General features: G+C 29.3%; 20 protein-coding genes and 3 tRNA genes. 10 read left to right on the plus strand and 13 right to left on the minus strand.

Features of this window, described 5'->3' with window-relative positions:
- Positions 1-296 precede the first annotated feature (296 nt).
- From N187_RS02615 to N187_RS02630, 4 genes are read left to right on the plus strand one after another with little or no spacing between them, the layout of a single operon-like run.
- A complete protein-coding gene (locus N187_RS02615; RefSeq protein ID WP_025419703.1) occupies positions 297-1,055 on the plus strand; it encodes an MBL fold metallo-hydrolase in 759 nt (252 codons plus the stop codon).
- Positions 1,056-1,069: 14 nt separating this feature from the next.
- Positions 1,070-1,828 (plus strand): exodeoxyribonuclease III, encoded by a 759-nt coding sequence (xth, locus tag N187_RS02620; protein ID WP_025419704.1) that lies wholly within the window; start codon positions 1,070-1,072, stop codon positions 1,826-1,828.
- 34 nt (positions 1,829-1,862) lie between these two features.
- Entirely contained in the window at positions 1,863-2,612 is a 750-nt protein-coding gene (locus tag N187_RS02625; protein ID WP_025419705.1) for a hypothetical protein, read from the plus strand.
- On the plus strand, positions 2,609-5,452 hold the full coding sequence (locus tag N187_RS02630; protein ID WP_025419706.1) for a M16 family metallopeptidase: 2,844 nt from the start codon (positions 2,609-2,611) through the stop codon (positions 5,450-5,452). The genes N187_RS02625 and N187_RS02630 overlap by 4 nt, the downstream gene beginning before the upstream one ends.
- Positions 5,453-6,357: 905 nt before the next feature.
- Here N187_RS02630 and N187_RS02640 read toward each other — a convergent pair.
- The 7 genes from N187_RS02640 to fusA form a co-directional block, all read right to left on the minus strand.
- A tRNA-Glu gene (locus N187_RS02640) sits at positions 6,358-6,429 on the minus strand.
- A 7-nt stretch (positions 6,430-6,436) separates the two neighbouring features.
- Positions 6,437-6,510 (minus strand) — tRNA-Lys (locus N187_RS02645).
- Between the two features lie 100 nt (positions 6,511-6,610).
- A tRNA-Lys gene (locus N187_RS02650) sits at positions 6,611-6,684 on the minus strand.
- A gap of 50 nt (positions 6,685-6,734) precedes the next feature.
- A complete protein-coding gene (locus N187_RS02655) occupies positions 6,735-7,370 on the minus strand; it encodes a tetratricopeptide repeat protein (protein ID WP_025419708.1) in 636 nt (211 codons plus the stop codon).
- Positions 7,367-7,756 (minus strand): bactofilin family protein, encoded by a 390-nt coding sequence (locus N187_RS02660; RefSeq protein WP_025419709.1) that lies wholly within the window; start codon positions 7,754-7,756, stop codon positions 7,367-7,369. Before N187_RS02660 ends, N187_RS02655 begins: the two co-directional genes overlap by 4 nt.
- A gap of 39 nt (positions 7,757-7,795) precedes the next feature.
- Positions 7,796-8,491, minus strand: coding sequence for a Bax inhibitor-1/YccA family protein (locus N187_RS02665; protein ID WP_075550332.1), 696 nt, complete (start codon positions 8,489-8,491; stop codon positions 7,796-7,798).
- Positions 8,492-8,501: 10 nt separating this feature from the next.
- A complete protein-coding gene (gene fusA, locus N187_RS02670; protein ID WP_075550320.1) occupies positions 8,502-10,580 on the minus strand; it encodes an elongation factor G in 2,079 nt (692 codons plus the stop codon).
- Between the two features lie 498 nt (positions 10,581-11,078).
- Between fusA and N187_RS02675 the strand changes: the two genes are divergently transcribed.
- From N187_RS02675 to N187_RS02700, 6 genes are all read left to right on the plus strand, one after another.
- Positions 11,079-11,306 carry a KTSC domain-containing protein gene (locus N187_RS02675; protein ID WP_025419711.1) on the plus strand — a complete coding sequence of 76 codons (228 nt, stop codon included), beginning with the start codon at positions 11,079-11,081 and terminating at the stop codon, positions 11,304-11,306.
- Between the two features lie 227 nt (positions 11,307-11,533).
- A complete protein-coding gene (locus N187_RS02680) occupies positions 11,534-12,619 on the plus strand; it encodes a hypothetical protein (RefSeq protein ID WP_025419712.1) in 1,086 nt (361 codons plus the stop codon).
- A 67-nt stretch (positions 12,620-12,686) separates the two neighbouring features.
- Positions 12,687-13,220 (plus strand): tetratricopeptide repeat protein, encoded by a 534-nt coding sequence (locus N187_RS02685; RefSeq protein WP_025419713.1) that lies wholly within the window; start codon positions 12,687-12,689, stop codon positions 13,218-13,220.
- A gap of 89 nt (positions 13,221-13,309) precedes the next feature.
- Entirely contained in the window at positions 13,310-13,945 is a 636-nt protein-coding gene (locus N187_RS02690; RefSeq protein ID WP_025419714.1) for a hypothetical protein, read from the plus strand.
- A gap of 160 nt (positions 13,946-14,105) precedes the next feature.
- Positions 14,106-15,326 (plus strand): ribose-phosphate pyrophosphokinase, encoded by a 1,221-nt coding sequence (locus N187_RS02695; RefSeq protein ID WP_025419715.1) that lies wholly within the window; start codon positions 14,106-14,108, stop codon positions 15,324-15,326.
- 4 nt (positions 15,327-15,330) lie between these two features.
- Positions 15,331-16,695, plus strand: coding sequence for a xylulokinase (locus tag N187_RS02700; RefSeq protein WP_025419716.1), 1,365 nt, complete (start codon positions 15,331-15,333; stop codon positions 16,693-16,695).
- Here the strand turns inward: N187_RS02700 and N187_RS02705 are convergent.
- Genes N187_RS02705 through N187_RS02730 form a run of 6 tightly spaced genes read right to left on the minus strand, consistent with a single transcriptional unit; the run spans position 16,678 to position 21,925 of the window.
- Entirely contained in the window at positions 16,678-17,385 is a 708-nt protein-coding gene (locus tag N187_RS02705; protein WP_025419717.1) for an SPOR domain-containing protein, read from the minus strand. The two genes, N187_RS02700 and N187_RS02705, sit on opposite strands and share 18 nt — an antisense overlap.
- The gene (gene coaE, locus N187_RS02710; protein WP_025419718.1) at positions 17,372-17,983 is read right to left on the minus strand and encodes a dephospho-CoA kinase; all 612 of its coding nucleotides are present in this window, start codon (positions 17,981-17,983) and stop codon (positions 17,372-17,374) included. Before coaE ends, N187_RS02705 begins: the two co-directional genes overlap by 14 nt.
- On the minus strand, positions 17,962-20,730 hold the full coding sequence (gene polA, locus N187_RS02715; protein ID WP_025419719.1) for a DNA polymerase I: 2,769 nt from the start codon (positions 20,728-20,730) through the stop codon (positions 17,962-17,964). The genes coaE and polA overlap by 22 nt, the downstream gene beginning before the upstream one ends.
- Positions 20,727-21,125, minus strand: a complete 399-nt coding sequence (locus N187_RS02720) for a hypothetical protein (protein WP_025419720.1) — start codon at positions 21,123-21,125, stop codon at positions 20,727-20,729. The genes polA and N187_RS02720 overlap by 4 nt, the downstream gene beginning before the upstream one ends.
- Complete coding sequence (fliS, locus tag N187_RS02725; protein WP_025419721.1) at positions 21,115-21,534, minus strand: flagellar export chaperone FliS; 420 nt, start codon at positions 21,532-21,534, stop codon at positions 21,115-21,117. Before fliS ends, N187_RS02720 begins: the two co-directional genes overlap by 11 nt.
- Positions 21,509-21,925, minus strand: coding sequence for a response regulator (locus N187_RS02730; protein ID WP_075550321.1), 417 nt, complete (start codon positions 21,923-21,925; stop codon positions 21,509-21,511). Before N187_RS02730 ends, fliS begins: the two co-directional genes overlap by 26 nt.
- Between the last annotated feature and the right edge of the window lie 35 nt (positions 21,926-21,960).

A 21,960-nucleotide genomic window follows, 5' to 3' on the forward strand; every position in this document is an offset into this window, starting at 1 on the left:
ACTCAAGCTAGGTTGATTTGTGATTTAGTGAATTATATTGGCTCTATCTTAATTGATTTTAAATGATTTGTTGTAATTTTTTGAATTTTGATTTGAAAATATATAATTAGAGTTATAGTTAATTGTAATTGGTTGATTTTATAATTTCTTTTTCTGAAGGGTGGCGATTTTATGATTTAAGTTTCTATCCATTAGGTTTGATTTATTCATTAATTCTTGTTTTATTTAATATTTTTTTCTTTTATCATTTGTTTTTATTGTGTTATAATTTGACCTTCAAGAGGCAATAGTAATACATGTTTGGAATCTTTTTAGGAACCGGTGCATCAAGTGGTGTTCCTATGTTGAATTGCGATTGTAGAGTATGTAGTTTAAACTTTGGTAAAAACAAAAGACTTAGAAGTGCATTTTTCATCAATTCATGTGGAATGAACTTATTAATTGATACAGGTCCTGATATCAGGACACAGCTTTTAAGAGAAAAGATCGTTAAGTTAGATTTGATACTCTATACTCATGAGCACTATGATCATATTATGGGTCTTGATGATATTAAGTTTTATACAAGGACTGTTCCTTTACCTATTTATGCTAGAGAGAGTACGATGCAGCATATTAAAAATGCCTTCCCGCATAATTTTTCATCAAAAGTGTCTATAAGTGGAAAAGCAAACATTATTCCTAATTTGGTAATGGATTTACAACAAATTTTTTTTAGAGGAATAAAGATAATGCCAATTCCTTTATTACATGGGGATATCATTAGTTTAGGGTATAGAATAGATAATCTAGCATACCTTACTGATGTTAAATCTATTCCTGAAATTTCTTACAACTATTTAAAAGGATTAGATGTACTAGTAATAGATGCTTTAAGGGTTAAACCTCATCCTGGTCATCTAAATTTTGATGATGCTATTATTGAGGTTAAAAAAATAAATCCTAAAATTGCTTATTTTACACATATTGCACATGATATAATGCATGAAGAATTTGATTATCTAAAGCGAGATAATATTTATTTGGCTTATGATGGTTTGAAGATACATGTTTAAATTGGTAGGTAATTGTGAATTTAATTTCTTGGAATGTCAATGGAATAAGGGCTGTTCTTGGTAAAGGTTTTCTTGAGTTTGTTAAAAAGTATAATCCAGATATTTTGTGTCTTCAGGAAACTAAGGCTTGCAAAGAACAGTTACCAAAAGAGCTTATAGATATTGAAGGATATTATTCATATTTTGCAGAGTCTGTAGTAAAGGGTTATAGTGGGGTTGGTCTTTATTCAAAGATTAAGCCTGTTAAATTAGAGAATATGAATGTGGAAGTGTTTGATAGGGAAGGAAGATGTCTTATTGCTCATTACCATGATTTTATTCTTATTAATGCGTATTTTCCTAATTCTCAGGCTTTAAGAAAAAGACTTACTTATAAGCTTGAATTTTTAATGGCTCTTGAGTCTATTGCAAATTCATTTGTAGATTCTGGAAAAAACCTTGTAATTTGTGGTGATTTTAATATTGCGCATATGGAGATTGATTTATCTAATCCTAAAACCAGCAGAGAATCTGCTGGTTTTTACATTGAAGAAACTACTTGGATGGATAATTTTTTAAATGGGGGTTATGTGGATACCTTCAGAATGTTTAATAAGGAGCCGGGTAATTATACTTGGTGGGATTATAGAACAAGGGCAAGGGAACGTAATATAGGTTGGAGGATTGATTATTTTGTTGTTAATGAAGTCTTTAAATTTGAAGTAAAAGATGCTTTAATTTTAAGGGAAGTATTGGGTAGCGATCATTGTCCTGTTTTTTTAGAGTTGAGATAGTGAAATTAAAATAATATGTGTGGAGGTGATGTATATGGGTAGGTATTTTTTAGTTATCCTTATTACTTTTATTCACAGTTTTGTTTTTGGGATTAATTTAGAGGATATTGATTTTTATCGCAGTCTTGAGAAGAAAGATCTATTGTTAGTGATCCACTTACTAGAGAGAGAACAATATTTTACTCAAAAGAATGAACTTTTTACATATATCGATTTGGCTAAGCAGGCCTTGGCTGAAAGAGATGTGCAATTTGTAAGTGGCAGTGATGAGTTAGATGAGATACAACATATTAATAATACTTTACAACGTCCAAAAAATTTTGATAGTTCAAAATTTATCTTAAAAGCTTCGAAAGCTTTAAACACTTCTATTTATTTTGACAGTGGTGATGGATTTTTGAAAACTTTAGATGGGCGTAATGTAGGTATTCAAGATGGTAATTTTGTTATTTTAGATTCAGTATCTTTTAAAGCTTATGATGGTGTATCAAGTGAATATACTACTATCGAAATTTATGAGAAGAGTATTTTAAATCCTGATTTTAGTAAATTGGTTTTAGATAAATTGGAACCTTTTGTTTATGTTGGGGAATTGAATAAGAGAGTTTATTTTGATGACATTTTAAAGTTATCTAAGGAGGAACTTTTGTTCTTATTTTATGAATTGTTCCCTATTTCTAAGTTAAAGGGCATAAAGGATTGGTACGATTTTGGATTTTCATCTATGCTTAGAAAAATTCAAGAGATGTATAATGTAATAATCAATTCAAGGAAAGTAAAATGAAATATAAATATATTAATGAATATGTTAATAGTATGAATGTATTAAAGTTTATCTCTTTAATTTTAGCCTTTCTTATTTTATCTTGTTTGCCTGTTAGTTTAGAGATTGATAAAAACTTAGTAAGTGGTCAACTTGAGAATGGGCTTAGATATTATATTTATGGCAATCAAGTTCCAAGTAAGGCTGTTTACATGGGAATTTTGTTTAATGTTGGATCTTTAAATGAAGAGGAAAATGAACGAGGTTTAGCGCATTATCTTGAGCATATGGCTTTTAAGGGTACAAAGGATTATCCTGGTGGTGAAAATATTTTGGAAGTTCTTAAAAAATTTGGAATGGAATTTGGAGCTGATATTAATGCTTATACTAGTTTTGATAAAACTTATTATCGTCTTGATTTGCCGGATGGTGGTAATGAGTCAGAGATTGATGAGGCTTTGAATTTATTAAAGAACTGGGCTTTCCAAATCGAATTTGATGAAGTAGCAATAGATAGAGAACGTAATATCATTCTTGAAGAGAAAAAGCTTCGAGAAAATTATTTAGGTCGATTGAGAGAAAAAATGTTTAGGATTGTTTTGAAGAATAGTAAATATGAGGTCAGATCCCCTATTGGACTTGAAGAGAGAATTTTATCTTTTAAGTCAGCAGACTTTAAGAAATTTTATAAAAAATGGTATAGACCAGATCTTACTAGTGTCATTATTGTGGGAGATATTGATCCTTATAAAATTGAAAAGAAAGTCAAAGAACGATTTTCATCTTTTGCTAAACCAGTAGGTGATCCTGAAAAAATTAAAATAAATTTGAATACAGTCATTGATGAAGAATTTGTAAGTATAGAGGATTTTGAGACTCCATTTCCTAGTATGAGTTTTGTTGTTAAAAAAGAAATTGAGGAGAAATATAATTTTGCTACTATTAGTGAAGTTAAAAGATTGGTTGAGGAAACTTTATTAGACGATCTTTTTATAAATAGATTTTATGAATTAAAAACCTCTGGGACAAATTATTTTATGTCATTTAATAAATCTAATTCACATTTTGCATCAGATGATAATAATTATATTTTGCTTAATGAAATTTCCTTTAATATTAATCCGAAGCATTTTAAAGAAGCTGTTGAGGGGTTCTTCTATGAAATTGAGAGAATCAAGAGGTTTGGTTTTACAAAGGGCGAGGTTGATAAGATTAAGTCTAAGCTTATTAGTTATTATAGGCTTAGTAAGGATAATATCAATAAACGACATTCATCTAGTATTGTGGACATTTTAGTAGATGTTGCTTCTGGGGGCTCTCAGATGTTTGATATGAATGAGTACTTTGATATTGCTATTGATCATCTAAATAAAATTAGCTTAAGAGCAATATCAGATTTGGCTAGGAGTGAGGCATCCTTAAATAATATGAGCATTATTTATTTTTATTCTAAGAAGTCTCATCCCAACTTGACTCTTGAAGAGGTAAAAGAATTACGTAACCTTGCTTTGGATAAAGAAATTAAGCCTTATAATGATATATTAATTCAGGGAGAATTCTTTGAAAAGTCTCTGGAAAGTAAAAATATTGTTGACGAGAAAGAATTATCTGATGGAATTTCATACTTTATGTTAGAGAATGGCGTTGAAGTTTACTTTAAAAATAATGAGCGTCAGAAAAATGTAGTCAATTTTAGAGCATCTTCTTGGGGTGGTTTGTTGAGTGAGAATGCTGAACTTGTGCCTGTTTTGTCTTTGGCACCAAGAGTAGTTTCTAATTCAGGGTATGGAGATTATTCTAAGCTTCAAGTTGATAAATATTTATCAGATAAGGTTGTAAGTTTGATCCCAACAGTTGGTGATCAAATGTCAAGTATTGGTGGTAGTGCTGATGTTAAGGACCTTGAAACTCTTTTTAAGCTTATATACTTTACATTTAATGAGCCAAAGATAGATGATGTTATTTTGCAAAGTATGATTGAGGATGTAAAAGCAGTAATTAAGAGTAGGCAAAATGATTCTAAGCATCTCTTTTATAGTGCTATTAATCGATTTTATAACAATGATGACTATCGTTTGAGAGATATTGAATACTCTGATTTAAAAAATGTGTCGAAGGAGCTCCTTTTGGATTTCTATAAAAAGAGATTTACTTATGCAAACAACTTCAAGTTTATCTTTGTGGGAGATGTTAACTTAGAGACAATAAAAAGTCTTTCAGGTAAGTATTTGGGTAATTTAAGTTCTAAAAATTTGGATGAGTTTAGGGATTTGGATTATTCTTATAAGAGAAATATAGATAGGATAATTATAAGGAAGGGTGAGGATTCAAGTAGTACTGTGTGTATTTTGTATCCTTTTAAGTTCAATTATACACCTGAGAATGTTTTGAATTATGAAGCTTTGGCATCGCTATTAACAGAAGGTCTTGTTAAAACCATTAGAAGGAAGCTTTCTAGTGTTTATTCAATAGGAGCAGCTTTTGATTGTTTACTTAGAAAACATTCTGATTCAGATGGTTTTATAAGTATATCTTTTATGGTTGAGCCTAAGGTGCTGGATAATGTTTTAATGGCTGTTCATGAGTATATCTTAGAAAAACAGAAAATAGGTGTCGTGGACGAGGATTTTGATTATATTAAGAGAAATATTATTAAAAATAATAATATTGGTTCTGAAAGTAATGGATATTGGCTTTCAAAAATATTAAGTTCAGTTCTCTGGTATGATGCTTTTAAAGACACTTTTAGTGTTAAATTTATCGAAAATAGTTTAAAGAAAGATATCATAAATACCTTGTTTAAGGGCATTAATTTTGGTCAAAAGACAGAGATTGTGTTGATTCCAGAAAAGAGCAGTTGATTTAAAATTTTGTTATTTCATTATTTTGCCTTTGAAGAGGATTAATAGTTTTGCAGCTATTAATCCTCTTGATTTCCATATTAATTCTTCTAATTTTATAGTCCATTTTGTGTATCTTTTTATTTCAATTGTAGAGAACTATTGTTAGTTAAATGGTTTGTAATATTCTCTTATGGAATTTGGGATGTGTGGGTTTAGAATTCGTTCTTTACTAAGTATTTAAACTTAACATCATAATCTTGTCGTCTAAAAGTTTAATCTAGAATTTTTTATCTTTTGATAAGATATTTTATTCTAGGAATTAGAGATTACTTTATTAAAGTTATACATGTGTAAGATTTCATGCAATAAAAATGATCATTTGGGTTATTTTTTACGTAGTTTTATCTTTTGAATAAGTTGTAAACAAGATGTTTCTTAATTTTAGATTGGAATTGATTGGTTTGTTTATATCATTATAATAATTCCTGCCAATATACTCAATGTAGCTTATTTAAATCATATTGTTGTTTGTTTTATTCCATCATTCTTATTTTTTAGTAGTGTGTACTTTTTTAAATTAGATACTATTATTTTTTGAGATTCTTTTTATAAACATCTTTGTGTGAAGACTAAATTTAATAAAATATTCATTTTGACTAATTAATATTTTAAATTTTTGGAGATTTGAAATTACTGTTTTAATATCCATATTTTTTATTTCAACAACATTATTTGGTCTGATAAGTTTGATATTATTCATTTGAATCTCTATTGTTAGTTTTTTGTTTTTATTATCATGTATTGTGTGGAAATTTATTAGTATCGTTAAAATAATTACTAAGATGGCGATAGCTTTTGTTATTTTACATAGAATAAATATATGATAATGCCAATAAGAGAACCCCTAGAGTTTTCTCTATGTACATCCTCTAGGGGGCTCGAACCCCTGCTGCCAGGATGAAAACCTGGAGTCCTAACCACTAGACTAAGAGGACAGAAAATTGAGCTCAGTAGGACTCGAACCTACGGCCACCGCCTTAAAAGGGCGATGCTCTAACCAACTGAGCTATGAGCCCATGGATAACACTCAAACTTGACAGCCTTAATTATACCATTTATTTCAAGTTGTGTCAATTACTTGAAATAAATAAAGCTTTCACTTGACTTATTATATAGTGAGCTGCACAGGACTCGAACCTGTGACCTACGGGTTAAGAATCCGACGCTCTAACCAACTGAGCTAGCAGCCCTCTGTTTATTAATAAACTAATAAATAGGATAAATGCTTATAGGTGTAATGTCAAGGATTGTTATTATTTTTTTCTATCTTTTCTAATAGATTTTTTGCTTCTAAGTGATTGGGATTTAAAGTTAGCAATTGTGTTAGAGTTTCTTTTGCTAAGCTTTTATTTTTTGCATTGATTCTTGCTTTTGCTAGCTTTAATAGTATGCTTTGGTTGTTTGGCAGAAATCTTAAAGCATTTTCATATGCAAAATCAGCTTCGTTGTATCTTTCAAGTTTATAAAAGGAGTCTGCAGTTAAGATGTATACTTTAGCTATTCGAGGTCCATTAGGCTCAAGACTAATATATTTTTGAAAATATTTAAGGGCGTTTTTGTATTGTCCTTGAAAAAAGTATGCTTCTCCTAGTGCTTGTATTATTCTTGCGTCATGCTTTTTTATTTCAAGGCCCTTAATAGATTCTATTTCAGCTCTTTTGTATTCTCCTGTTGCTATTAAACTCCATATGAGTATTACTCTTGCATCTAAATTATTTGGATTGTATTTTATTTCGTTTTGGGTATTTATAATGGCTTCTTGAAATTTACCTTGTCTATAGAGTAAAAGTGAATCTTCTTTTTCTTGTGCTTTTAGTAGGCTTAAGCATAAGAGTAGCATAATAATTATTTTTAAGCCAAAATTTTTGTTTATCATTTTTCCTCCATTTCACAATTTCCATTAAATAGTGCTCCTGGATCTATGAAAAGTTCTTTTGTTTTGATATTGCCAATTAACTTTCCAGTTTTATAAATTTTTATTGTCTCTAAAGCCTCTACGTTACCTTTCATTGTTCCATGATTTAGGAAGTTATTGCACTTGATTTCTGCTTCTACATTAGCTTTTTCTCTTAGGTATATTGAGCTTGTGGAGTTTATAAGTCCTTTAAATATTCCTTCGATGATTATTGGCTTATTGCTTTCTACATATCCTTCGAATTCAAAATTGCTCTTTATAACATTTTGAATATTGCTTTCTTCAAATTCTAGGGTATCTATGCTCAATTTAACTCCTAAAAATGAATGCTTAATTAAAGCATTCATTTTTACTTTAACGTTAATTTTAAGTTTGTCTTTTGGCTCTTAATCTTTTCTTTGGCCTAAAAATCTTAGTAGGTATAGAAATAAATTTATGAAATCCAGGTAAAGTTTTAAAGAAGCCACAATTGCCATTCTACTTTTAATTTCAGTACCATCTTCTAGCATTCTATTCATTTTAGAGATATTCTGAACATCATAAGCCGTTAATCCTGTAAATAATATAACACCTAGAATTGAGATTAAAAAATCTAGTCCTGAACTTCTAAAAAATATATTAAAAATAGATGCAATAATAATACCCCATAAGCCCATGATGAAATAACTTCCCATTTTTGTAAGGTCTGTGCTTGTTGTATATCCGTAAAAGGACATTGCAAGGAAAGTTAAAGAAGTAATGCCAAATGTATAAACTATTGAGCCTTGAGTGTATATCATAAATACAGAAGATAGTGTCACTCCTGTTAAAGCTGAGTATCCTAAGAAAAGTGCTGTTGCTGTACTACTTGATATTCTTTCAATTGCTCCACTTATTGCATAAACTAGTCCAAATTGTACAATTAGTATTGCTATATATGACATTGGATTTGTAAATATTATGGCTCGCATTGTTGCGTTTTCAGATGTTGTGTATGCGAATATTGCGGATATTAAGAGACCAATTGCCATTAGCCCAAAAACTTGAGCTAGAAATTTGTTTTTTATCTTTATTTCTTGTTTGTCTTGCGTTAATTCAAACATAATTCCCTCCTTATTTTTTTTGTTCATTAAATTTTTTACATAGTTCATTAAATATTGTACTTGGAACTTTCCCATATCTTAAGAATTCCATTGAAAATTCGGCTTTCCCTTGTGTGGACGATCTTAAAATAGTTGAAAATCCAAACATCTCGCTTAAGGGTACCTCGGCTTCGACTTTTGAGAAATTGCCCTCTTCAACAGAGCCTACAATTATTCCTCTTCTTTGGTTTAAAAGACCAAACATATTGCCTTGGAACTCGGTTGGTCCTTCAAGAGTTACTCTCATTATTGGTTCAAGTATTGTGGGTTTTGCCTTATTATAAGCTTCTCTGAATGCTCCAATGGCTGCAAGTTGGAATGCAATGTCTGATGAGTCAACAACATGATATTGGCCATCATTAATTGTGATTTTAATCCCTACTATTGGAAAACCAATCAAAGTTCCCTTTTCCATAGCTTTTTGGAATCCTTTGTCACATGATGGAATATATTCTGTTGGAATTACTCCACCCTTTATAAGATTTACAAATTCATAAGTTTGTCTTTCTGTATCGAGTGGTTCCATAAATCCAGCAACCCTTCCGAATTGGCCTGCACCTCCTGATTGCTTTTTATGAGTATAATTAAATTCTGCTTTGTCTGTAATGGTTTCTCTGTATGCTACTTGGGACATTCCTGTTTCCACTTCTGCTTTAAATTCTCTTTTCATTCTTTCAATGTAGACTTCTAAGTGTAGTTCACCCATTCCTTGTATGATTGTTTCTTTTGATTCGGGATCTATATAAGTTTTGAATGTAGGATCTTCTTTGGTGAACCTTCCAAGAGCTTTTGCCATGTTATCGGCTGATTTTTTATCCTTGGGTTTTATTGATAAAGATATTACTGGCTCTGGGATGTACATTGACGTCATTGAATAGTTAATTGAAGGGTCACAGAATGTATCTCCTGATGCACATTCTATTCCAAATAATGCAACAATATCGCCACTATTCCCGAATTCTATGTCTTCAGTATTATTGGCATGCATTCTAATGAGTCTGCCGACTTTAAATTTTTTAGAGGTCCTTGAATTTATGAGCTCTTGTCCCTTTTTTAAAATCCCTTGATATATTCTGACATAAGTTAATTGTCCGTATTGTCCATCTTCCAGTTTAAAGGCTAGTGCCACAGTTGGTAATGTATCATCAGTTTTAAGTTCGATTTCTTTTTCGTTTTTGTTTAAATCAAGTGCCACATTTTTAATATCATGAGGAGCGGGTAAAAATCTATTTACAGCATCAAGTAAAAGCTGAACACCTTTATTTTTATAAGCAGAACCCATAAATACTGGACAAAGTTTTAAAGCTAAAGTACCAGTTCTAATAGCATCATATATTGTCTCTATAGCTATATCTTGTCCCTCCATATGGAGTTCCATAAGTTCGTCGTTAAAGTCAGACAATGCATCTAGCATTATTTTACGCTTTTCTTCAGTCTCATTTAATAGTTCATCAGGAATTTCTTTCTCTATAATTTCTGTTCCATCTTTACCTTCAAAATAATAGGCTTTCATTAAAACAAGATCGACAACTCCCATATGTTTATCTTCGAGTCCGATTGGAATTTGCATTAGAACCGCATTTAAGTCAAGCTTATCTTTAAGTTGATCTTTTACATTATTAGGATTTGCTCCAGTCTTATCACATTTATTTATGAATGCAAGGCGCGGTACATTGTATCTTTTCAGTTGTCTATCAACTGTAATTGATTGAGATTGAACTCCTGCAACAGAATCAAGAACAAGTATTGCTCCATCTAGAACTCTAAGTGAACGTTCAACTTCAATTGTAAAGTCGACGTGACCTGGAGTATCAATAATGTTGATTGGATGATTTTTCCATTCCACATGAGTTGCAGCCGACGCTATTGTAATGCCCCGTTCTCTTTCAAGTTCCATTGAATCCATTGTTGCTCCAACTCCATCTTTTCCCTTGACTTCATGGATTGCGTGAATTTTGTTGCAATAAAAAAGAATACGTTCTGTGAGTGTGGTTTTGCCTGAATCAATGTGAGCACTGATACCTATATTTCGCAATTTTTTATAGTCCATGGAATATTTTTCCTCCTGAGTATGTGTATAGTTCGAACACGAATTACTTCAAATTCTACATGATTTTTAAAAAAAAGTCTATTTTAAACTATTCCAGTTGATTTTGACTTAAGAGAATTGTGGTGTCTAAAAGGTAAGTAATTTTTTCTAATTGCCTTTTTTTAGCAGGAGAATTTACGGTTTATTTGAAGTATAAAGTGTGTTTATTTAGTAATTATGAAGAAACGTTTGATATAGAAGTTATTGTTTTCTTAAATTTTAGTTTTTTGTTTATGTGATACAAATATGTTCGTTTTCTGTTTGATCTCGTGAAAGACTTTAAGTTATTTAACATACTTGCTTGACTTAGATTGTGTTAAACATATACATTTAATTATAAGGAATATATCATTTAGTAAATTTTGATTTTATTGATTAAGAATGTTTATCATTTAATGAATTTATTCTTTCTTTACTTTATATTTTATACTCCTAAAATAACTATTGGAGGGTATAAGTTTGAATACTTTAATAATATCTCATGAATTGAGCAAAATATGTCAGATTGATTACGATTCTGCTTTGTTTGAGCTTTCTGTATTTTTTAAAGATGGGAGAGCTTACAAATATTTTAAGATTGAACCGAGGCATTTTAATATAATATCTAAGCTTGTGCAAGATAAAAAGTCAGTTGGCAGATATTTAACAGAGCACATATTTAACAGATATGATCAGGAGAAGCTTTAATTGTGTTATTGAGTTAGTCATTCAAGAAAGATTCTTAATATATAGGAATCTTTCTCTATTTGTTTGCTTTAATATTTATGTTAATTGAATAATGTGATGCAACTTAAAAGTATGGTTGTATTGCATTTTTTGCAATAAAGGTTGTTATAATTGAATTATGTTGTATAATTATATAATATAATTCAATTATTTGATATTTTTTTATCCATTTGATCAAGGTTTAGGCTATGAAACGATTTTTGATTTTCATAATATTGTTTTTATTATTTTTTAGTACTTCTTATGCTAAGGTTTTGTATTTTTCGGCAGGTTTTACCACACAAATTAGTATTGAATCACTTTATTTATTTAATAAGGAAACAGGTACAGTTTTAGATAAGTTAATGAGTCCTAGATTGTTTCCTATTTTGAGAGATTTTCAAGGTAATTTTTTGCCTCGTTTAAATGTATTTGAGGACAATTTATCTAATTTATATGATTCTTTTCAGCAAAATTTAGCTATTTTATTTCAGTTTTATAGGAAGAATCAAAATAAAGCTTCACAAGTCGATAATGGTATCAATAAGTTTAATTTGGATGATTTAGAGCCACTTATTAATAGTACTCATGATTTAAGAAAGTTTTTGCTTGAACTTAGGAAGTTAGATAAAGAGAAATTGTTGAAGAATTTAGATAGAGTTGGATTGAATATGAGAGAATTTTTGACTCAACTAGAAGAAACAACAAAACAGGCTCTTGAACTAAATGATGTGATATTTGATCAATTAAGTGAATTTGGGATTGGTAGTCTAGATGATTTTACGGTCTTGTGGAATGATGTGTCTACATCAGGAACTGTTTTAAATGAGTCTTTAAGACAAAAATTATCACCTTTATTTAGTGCTGGTTTTCAAGGTTATTTTCAAATAGGTTTTCCTATTTTTATCAGTGATTTTTATTATGGATTTGAACTTGGATTTGGTTTTAATCTTGGAAGGATGATGATTCCCGATTTAAACCTTTTGAAGTCTCCTTATGATTTTGATTTGGGTTTTGGGGTAATGCCTAGATTATTCATAAAATATGATATTTATTATTTAGCAGCTACTTTGTTTGCAGGTTTTGGTGATAGATCTTTGGTTATAGATCCTCTTTATGTAGGTAATTTACTTGGTCATAGCAGAGTGACTAATCCTTTTAATATTATTGAATCAGGTCTCAGGTTGAGATTAGTCTTTATTAATTTGGAATCATCAGTATTATTTTCTATTAATGATCTTAAGTATAGAGACTTAAGGGTTGGACTTGGATTTGAGATTCCAGTAATTATTTAAGTATTAATTTAAATTGATGTTTTAAGTTGGTGATATTAGCTTAAGCTAGTATTCAGGTTTTACTTTGATGTATAAGATATTGTTTATTTTTCTTTGTTGTTTTGTATTTTCTTGTGAAACTCTTTCTAAATCTTATCAAGATATCTCAGATGAGTATTATAAACTTGCCAAATTAAATGAGGAGCTTGGTAATGATCAAGCGTCTGTTGCACTTTATGAACAGGCTATTAAGTTTGATTCTAGTGTTAATAGGGTGTCTAGTTATAATTTTATTTTGGCTTACATCAATTTAAAGAAATATGATGATGCTGAGTTAAAACTTGAACCTTTGTTAAAGAATGATCCCAATAATATTTTGTTAATTAATTTAAAAGCTTATTTATTCTTGAGAAAAGATGATTTGGAAGGAGCTTTAAATTTTTATTTAAAAACTTTAGAGATAGCACCTGCTAATCAAGAAGCGTTATTTAATGTTTTTTATATGTATTATTTAAAGAAAGATCTGAAAAGTGCAAAAAAATATATATTGAAATATAAGGAATTAAAATATTCAGTTCCTTCTAATGCCATTGAAATAGTCTCATCTGTTTTGGAGGAATAATGTTGGAGATCATTTGTATTAATTTCGGTATTTTTTGTTGTATGGGTTTAATTTATAAATTCGTTTCTAAGTATCTAGAGGATTGAAGTATTATGCGGATAAAGGTTTTATTTTTAAGCTTTTTGATATTTATTACAAGCAATGCATTTTCAAATGTTATTTTTGAATTTAATTTAGGATTTGGTTTGGATTTTCCAATTAGTACTATTTCAAACTTTTATAATACAGCTTTAGATATTGGTGCAAAACTTGAAAGTGAGATATCTACTTTGGAGAGAGAACAAATTGTTAAAAATTTTGCAGAGATTGTTGACATTTCTAAGAGCGGTTTAACTTATGGAGGATATGCTCAAATGGGAGCGGGATTTGATGATTTCCTTTCACTTGGTTTTGAACTTGGATTTGATTTTAATGTATTTAGAAGTGTTAATCATAAAGGACGATTGAATGATATTTTTTCATTCATTGCGGCTATTGAGTCTAGATTTTATACAAGGTTAGACTTTTTTATTGGGGCTATTTTATTATTTACTGGGCCTAGAATTAATATGGCTACTTCTGTTCAAGATTCTATTTTGACTGAATTTGGTATGTTTGGTTGGGATCTTGGTATGAGAGCTACATTTGCTTTTTTGGCACTTGAGGGATATTATTGTTGGAATATTCAAAATGATAAATTTTCTGATTTTAAGTTTGGGATAGGTTTTGAGTTTGAAGTTATTTAGGTAGGTAATAAATAAGTTCTTATGTTATCTAATTTTTAATTTATACATAATACACTTTTTATTGTTTTAACTTTAGATATATGTCTTGAGCTTGTTTGAATTGTTTATATTAATGTACAATGAAATAAAGATTTTTTGTTCGAGTTAGGGAGCTTTAAAATTGAGTTTGCTTATTAAAAAATCAATAGGTATTATTGCCTGTCCTGGTGGAAGGGTATTTGCAGATAAAATAATGGAAGAACTTAGGAAAATATTTTCCGATACTGAGAGTAGGGCTATTGAAAAAATTTCTCAAACTTCTCATTGTTTAAAAGAAGATATTTTGAAATTTGAGGGAATTTTATCTCTTTTTTTAGAGGGATTTAAGTTTTCTGACTTAAATTTTGATAAGACTATAGAAGTTCCTGCAAATTTTATTAAGTTTGCTAATGGTGAATTTAAAACAGAAATTTTAAAAACCATAAGAAATAAAGATATTTTTATTGTTCAAGACGTTTCTAATACTTATCCAGTCAATGTAAATAATGATGAAAAAGTAGTAATGACAATTAATGATCATCTAATGAATTTGATGACTACAATAGATGCATGCATGCAAGCTAAGGCTAATTCTGTGAGTGTTATTGTTCCTTCTTATCCTTATTCAAGGCAAGATAAAAAGCATTCCAGGGAAGGGTTAACAGCAAGTCTTTTTGGTAGATTGCTGGAAGAATTGGGCGTTAAACATATTTTAACACTAGATATTCATTCAAAAGCAATTGAAAATGTCTTTAGAAAAGCTTATTTTGAAAATTTGAATGCATCTTATGAAATTTTCGATGCTTTAGCTGAATTAATTGATATTAGAGATTCAAATTTGGTAGTTGTTTCTCCTGATACAGGAGCTGTTAATAGGAACAAGTTTTTTGCGTCTAATCTTAAAAGGCCCTTAGCTTTGCTTTATAAGGAAAGAGATTATTCAAAGGTAACCCATAATGTTAACGATTCCAATATTTCTGTTACTAAGCTTTTGGGAGATGTGGAAGGTAAGAATGTTTTTATGAGCGATGATATTTTGGCTACTGGTGGAACCTTTATTAAGGCTATGAAACTGTTAAAGAGTATGGGTGCTAAGAAGATTATATGTGCAGTAAGTTTGCCATTTTTTAATGGGGATGCAATTAGGTATTTTGATAAAGCTTATGAGGCAGGCTATTTTTATAAGGTGATTGGAACAAATGCTGTATATCATGATGATAGGCTTGTCAGCAAGCCTTGGTATTATGAAGCTAATGTTGCACATCTTTTTGCTGGTGCAATTTTTGCAATTCATAATAGAGTTAGTTTGCAAAAGATTCTTGATAGAAGTCAGGATATTCAAAATTTAATTTCTAAGAGTTAGTTTTATGAATGTACTCAGTATTGATATTGGTACTAGTACTTTGAAATCTGCTTTGATTAATTCTCATCATGGGATTTTAGAGAGTTTTGATGTAAACTATTTTGATTATTTTAGTGTTGATTTTGAGAACTTTGACTACAAAATATGGTTTTTTGCTTTCAAGAGAGTAGTTTCTAATTTTAGGGAGAAAAAAATTGATTGTATTTCTATTAGTGGTATTTCTCCATGTCTCATAGCTCTTGGTTCGGATTTAACTCCTTTGGAAGTTTTACATTGGAATTCTTCTAAGATAGTTGATAATTTTCAAGGGAAATCAGCTTTCTTACCCTTTGTACTTAGCACACTTGAGAGGGGGATTTATGATAAGGTTAGGTATTTTGTATCTTGTTTTGAGTATTTTATTTATTTACTTACAGGTAATCTGATTACAAGCTATCCAAGTTTGTCTTATATACCGTTTATTTGGAATGATATTGAGATAAGAGAGTATAATCTTGATACGAATAAATTTCCTCCTTTCTTAAGGATGGGGGAAAGTGTTGGCTGTGTTACTACTAGTGCTAGTAGTGAATTTGGCATCGATAGTGGGATAGAGGTAATTAATGCTGGAATGGATTATTTAAGCGTGCTTGTTGGAAGTGGGGCATTCTTTTCTGGGATTGTGTCAAATAGAACAGGTACAAGCGAAGGTTTTAATTTTGTCTCGGATGCATGCTTGCCAGGCTTTTCTTTGGTATATCCTTATTTTTTAGATAATTTGTTTGTTATTGGAAGAATAGTTCCTTCGGGATATTTATTGCAGTTGCTTAAAGATAGATTGTTTAAAAATAAAAAGTCGTTTGAAGAATTTCTTAAAGAAATTTCTAAGGTATGTGGTTTAGGTAATGTTTGTTTTTATCCAAACAATAGGGAGGTTTTTTCTGACAGTATTGTAATAGATTCACAAGTAAGAGGTAATTTGAATAAAGGTATTTTTGGTAAAATAGATAATCCTTTACAGATTGGAGTTGCAATTCTTGAGTCTTCTTATTTTTCATTTTATAATAGAATTCTTCAGCTTAAGTCTATTGGAAGGGATGTCGTAGATATTTTTGTGAGTGGTTCTAATTCAAATAATTTATTTTTAACTGAATTAAAAGCTAATATTATTGGTAGAGATTTAAAGATTTTTGAATTTAAGCATTCCGAGCTTATTGGTAATGCAATCTTAGCTTTTTGTTGTTTAGGAGAGTTTGACAGTTTGGATAAAGCATTTAAAAAGATTGCTAAATTTAAACAGGTTATATTTTTTAGTGCTAGTATACATGAGCTTTATTTGGAGAAATATCATAAGTATGTTTCTAATTTTAATTTATTTGTTAATGGTTAATATATAAGCGTCCTTAAACTCGCTTGATCCTGATACTTTTTTAAGATCAAGTTTTGCCTCGGTTATGGTTTTGTAGGGTCCAGATCTAACCCTGTAGGTGTCTTTGTCGTTTACTGTTGCTGAATAGATTTTTGCACTTATTTTATATTTCGTTAATTCTTTAATGTTATTGTCAGCAGAAATTGGATCTGAGAACGATGCAAATTGTATGTAATACTCTTTTCTGGGATCATATTTGTTTTCATCAGACTTATTATGATTTTGTTCTTTTTTTATTGATTTCTTTGTCTTTGCAATGGGTTTTGTTTTTTGATATGTCTCTTCCTTTTTGTGTGTTATTGTAGGTTCGTGTTGATTTATAACTTGTGGTTCTTTTTTGTTAATAATTTTTTTATTATTTTGATTTATCCTACTACTAAAACTTTGATCTTGTTTGATGTCTTGTGTGAGGTCAATTATAATTTCATTTGGTTTATCAGTGATTGATAAGGTTGCTTCAGTATTTTCATTTTCTATACCTTTTTCATCTTTAGTCTCTTGTAAAATGATGTTTTTACTTGCAATATCAGAAGCTAAGTCTTTGTTTGGGAAAAAAGTAATTATTCCAAGAAATATGATTGTACAAACGATTACAATTGAAGTTAATGCTACTAAAAATCCTTTACTATTATTTTCATTAAAATCTCTCATTTAGTTTTACCTCTTTCATTTTTGCCCTAACCTCTTTTTCTAGGTGTTCATAGTTATTATTATTAATTATATTTATTATTTTTAAATTTATGATTTTTTTATTTAAAAAAATATCTTCTTGCCACCTAAGGATATTGGTAATTAAATTTTCATCAAGATTGCGGCTTGAGCTTAATCTTTTCTTTATTATCTCATCATTTGTTTTTATTATAAATATATACTTACAGAACTTTTCAAGATTTAATTTAAAAAGTAGCGCAGAATTAATTATGATTCTATCAAGTTTTTTCTTTGATGTTAATTGTTCTACTTCTTTATATATAAGGGGATGTGTTATTGCTTCTAATTGTTCTAGTTTTGCTTTATCATTAAATACAATATTTCGAAGTTTTACTCTGTCTATTTCATTGTTATTATTTAATATTTGCTTGCCAAACGTCTTAACTACTTTATTTTGTTTTGCTTGTAGGGCCATATGTCCGATTTTATCTACATTTATTTCATGAAAACCATATTCACTACTAATAATTTTTGAAACGGTATCTTTGCCAGTTGATATTCTACCAGTTATGCCAATTACCGATGAATTTCTCCCCATGATTTTCCAGTCTCAATATTTGTTCTTAGGGGTAGCTTTAAAGGATAAGAGTTTTCCATCATTTCTTTTATTATTTTTTTTGCTTCTTCACATTCTTGCTTTGGTGATTCGATTAGCATCTCGTCATGTACTTGTAAGAGTATTTTTGACTTGAGGTTTTTACTTTTAAATTCATTATGTACTTTGATCATTGCGATTTTCATTATATCAGATGCACTTCCTTGGATTGTACTATTTATTGCTATTCGTTCAGCTCCCGATCGTTCCACGTAATTTTGACTATTAATTTCTTTTATATATCTCCTTCTTTTTAAAAGGGTTTCACTGTATCCATTTTTTCTTACAAACTCTATTTGATTTTGTATAAAAGTTTTTATTTTAGAATAAAGATTGAAATATGAATTGATAAACTTCTGAGCTTCTTCTCTTTTAATAGATAGTTCTTGTGAGAGTCTGAAGGCTGACATTCTGTAGATTATTCCAAAATTAATTGATTTTGCTGTTCTTCTCATGGAAGGTGTTACTTTTTCTTCATCTACTTTAAAAAGTTGAGATGCTGTTTTTATGTGAATGTCTTTTTTGTTTTGAAATGCTTCAATGAGTGATTCGTCTTCCGATAGGTGTGCTAGTATGACAAGTTCGATTTGTGCATAATCAGCAGAAATAAAAATATTACCTTCTTCAGGTTTAAAGGCCTCTCTTATTCTACGTCCTTTTTCATCTTTGATTGGAATGTTTTGTAGGTTGGGTTCGGTACTTGAAATACGTCCCGTTGATGTTCTTGTTTGTATAAAGTTTGTATGTATTTTATTCGTTTTTTCATTTATAAACTCTATTAAATTATCCGTATATGTATTTTTTAACTTTGAGAGTTGTCTATATTGTATGAGTTTTGGTATAGCTTCATGTTGATCTTTTATTGTCTCGAGTACTTTAATATCTGTTGAATCTTGCTTGGTATTTTTGGGTATTACCAGATTTAGTTTTTCAAATAAGATTGTATGCAGCTGTTTGGGTGAATTTAGATTAAATTCAATTCCTATACTTTTTATTATCTCATTTTCAATTAGTTTTAGTTCTTTATCAAGTTCTTTTGCATATTTTTTTAGGTAATCTTTATCGAGGTAAATTCCGTTTTCTTCCATTTCTGTAATGACATTGCTAAATGGTAGTTCTATATCTGTCATTAGACTTTCAAGATTATCTTCTTTAAGCTTTTTTTTGAGGATTTTAAATAGTCTAAAAGTAATATCAGCATCTTCAGCAGAATAATTGGAGACTATCTCAAGTGGTATGTCTTTCAGAGTACCATTTGCTACAATTTCTTCATACTTGATGTTTTTATGCATTAAATACTTTTCTGCTAAAAAATCAAGAGATACTCTTGTATTTGGGTTAATAATATATGCTGCTATCATTGTATCAAAGTAGGGGAAAATTGCATTAAATCCATGTTTTTTGAGTATTTTATAATCGAATTTGTAGTTTTGACCAATAAGTTTAGGTTTTGTTTTAAAAAATTCGTTGAATTTTTGTATTATGTATTCTTTTTCGATAGAATTTTTTTCTTTATTTTCTATGGGAATGTAGTAGCCTTCAAATTCTTTGAATGAAACTGAAATGCCGATTATTTGTGCTTCATAGATATTAATGGAAGTTGTTTCTGTATCTATTGCTACATAGCTTGCTTTTTTTAGTTTCTCTATTAGTAAGTCTAGTTGATCTTTTTGTAATATTGTTTCATATTTAATACTTTCTTCTTGTATTGTTTTAAGAGTATTTGAGTATGATGTTGTTGTTTGTAAAGTTTTTGTGCTTGTTTGGTTTAGTTTTGTCATATTTGTTTCGAAAATTGATTTTTGTTTTTGATTTATTGTGACATATCTTTTTTTTAATATAGCCTTGTAAGATTTAATTAGAGTCGTTGCAGAGTGTTCTTCAAATAATGAAAAGATGTCTTCTTTCAAGTTTTCTAGTTTGAATTTTTCAAGTGTTGGTAATTCTAGATCTTCTATAAGACTGATAAGTTCATAACTTAAGAAGGCATTTTTTTCCTCTCTTATTAAAATTTCTTTATATTTATTATTGATAGAATCTAAATTTTTGTATATTCCATTTAATGTTTGAAACTCATTTAGTAGCTTAGCGGCTCCTTTTTCTCCAATTCCTTTGATACCTGGTATATTATCTGATCTGTCTCCAACAATGGATAAATAATCTTTTATTTGGGATGTATTTATCCCAAATTTTTTCATCACATAATCGTTATCTATTTCTACAAAGTTGCTATTTTCAATTTTAAGTATTTTGGTTGTGTTTGACATCAATTGCAATAAATCTTTATCTGGAGAAATGATATAAGTTAAGTAATTATTGCTTTCTGCTTTTTTTGAAAAGCTGGCTATAAGATCGTCAGCTTCATATCCTTTTATTTCAAACATTGGAATATTTGCTTTTATTAAACCTTCTTTTATCCAATGGATTTGTGGAATCAAATTATCCGGAGGGTTGTCTCTTGTTGCTTTGTAACTTGGATACTTTTTTTGTCTGAATGTTTGCGTTTCTGAATCAAAAGTTACAATTAGATTTTCTGGATTTTTTTCTTTTATTATGAAAAAAAGAGTTTTGAAAAATCCAATAAATGCATTAACATTTTGTCCTTTACTATTTGTTAAAGGATTATTTTTCATTACATGATAGTTTCTAAATATTATATTTAGAGCATCGATTAGATAAATTTTTTTCATATTTTGACATCAACTAAAGCTGGGATATTATAATCAAAAAGATTTTTAGGGAATTTTATTTTTGGTATTGTTTTCTTTTGATCAAATATTTCTTTTAAGGTTTTGTATGTATTTTGATATTGAATGCATATCTCTTCTTTTAAGAAACAAATATCTTTGATTAATTGTTTAACTTCTTCTTGTATTTTATCTTGTCTCTCTAGCCATGAATTTGTAGTTATATAATAATTATTTATTGAGTTTAAGATTATATCCTTTGCAGGGTTTGTGATGGCTAATATATCTAGCATTCCTTTACTAATTTCTTTATCTTCAAACTCTAAAATGGTTTTTAGTTTTTTTAGTTCAAGTATTAGATCTTTTAAATATATTTCTAATATTCTATTAGCTGACAATATTTATCCCTAATTTTTTATTAATAGTATTATCTTCTTTTTTAAGTAGTACTTTCCAAGCTGTATGCAGGCTTTTAAGGTGCTTTAGAACTTCTTGAATGTTATCTCTATTTTTGTCTAGTGTAACACTTTCTAATGTTTTGTTTAAAAAGGAATATATTGAAAATAGGTTATTTGAAATATTCCCACCATCTTCAAAATTTAGTGTGGACATTAATTCAATGATTATGTCTTGTGCATGATAAACTTTTTCATCAGCTTTTGTTATACTGACTGGATCTTCATTTTTGTAAAATTCTTTGGCAATTTCTAGATCTTGTATTGCTTTCTCATAAAGCATTACCAATATTGATATAGGACTTGATGTGTTGATTTGTGTTCTTTTATAAATGTCTTCTTTCGTTCTCAAAAATTTGCTCCTCATTTAATCTTTTTATTTGTTCTGCTATTTGATCTTCTCTGAAAGGTTTTGTAATGTATCCTTTTGCTCCAAGTTCTAAGGCTTTTGCAATGAGTTCTTGCTTCCCAAGTGCTGTAACCATTAATACATTCATTTTTCTTGAAAGCTTATTGTTAACTTCATTTATTTTCTCAAGGGCTGTAATACCATCCATGCCCATCATTGTTATATCAAGGGTTATTAGATGAATTTCTTCTTGTTTTTCGAATTCTTTAATAGCTTTTATTCCATCTTCTGCTTCAAAAAATTCGCTAAATCCTAACTTTTTCAATATCTTGATTAAGTTTTTTCTCATAAAAATGGAATCGTCAACTATCAGAGCCTTTCTGTTCTCTTCCAAATCTCACTCCTTACTTAATTTTAACATAATAATAT

The organism is Borrelia anserina Es (assembly GCF_001936255.1).
In the GTDB taxonomy this organism is placed as follows: domain Bacteria; phylum Spirochaetota; class Spirochaetia; order Borreliales; family Borreliaceae; genus Borrelia; species Borrelia anserina.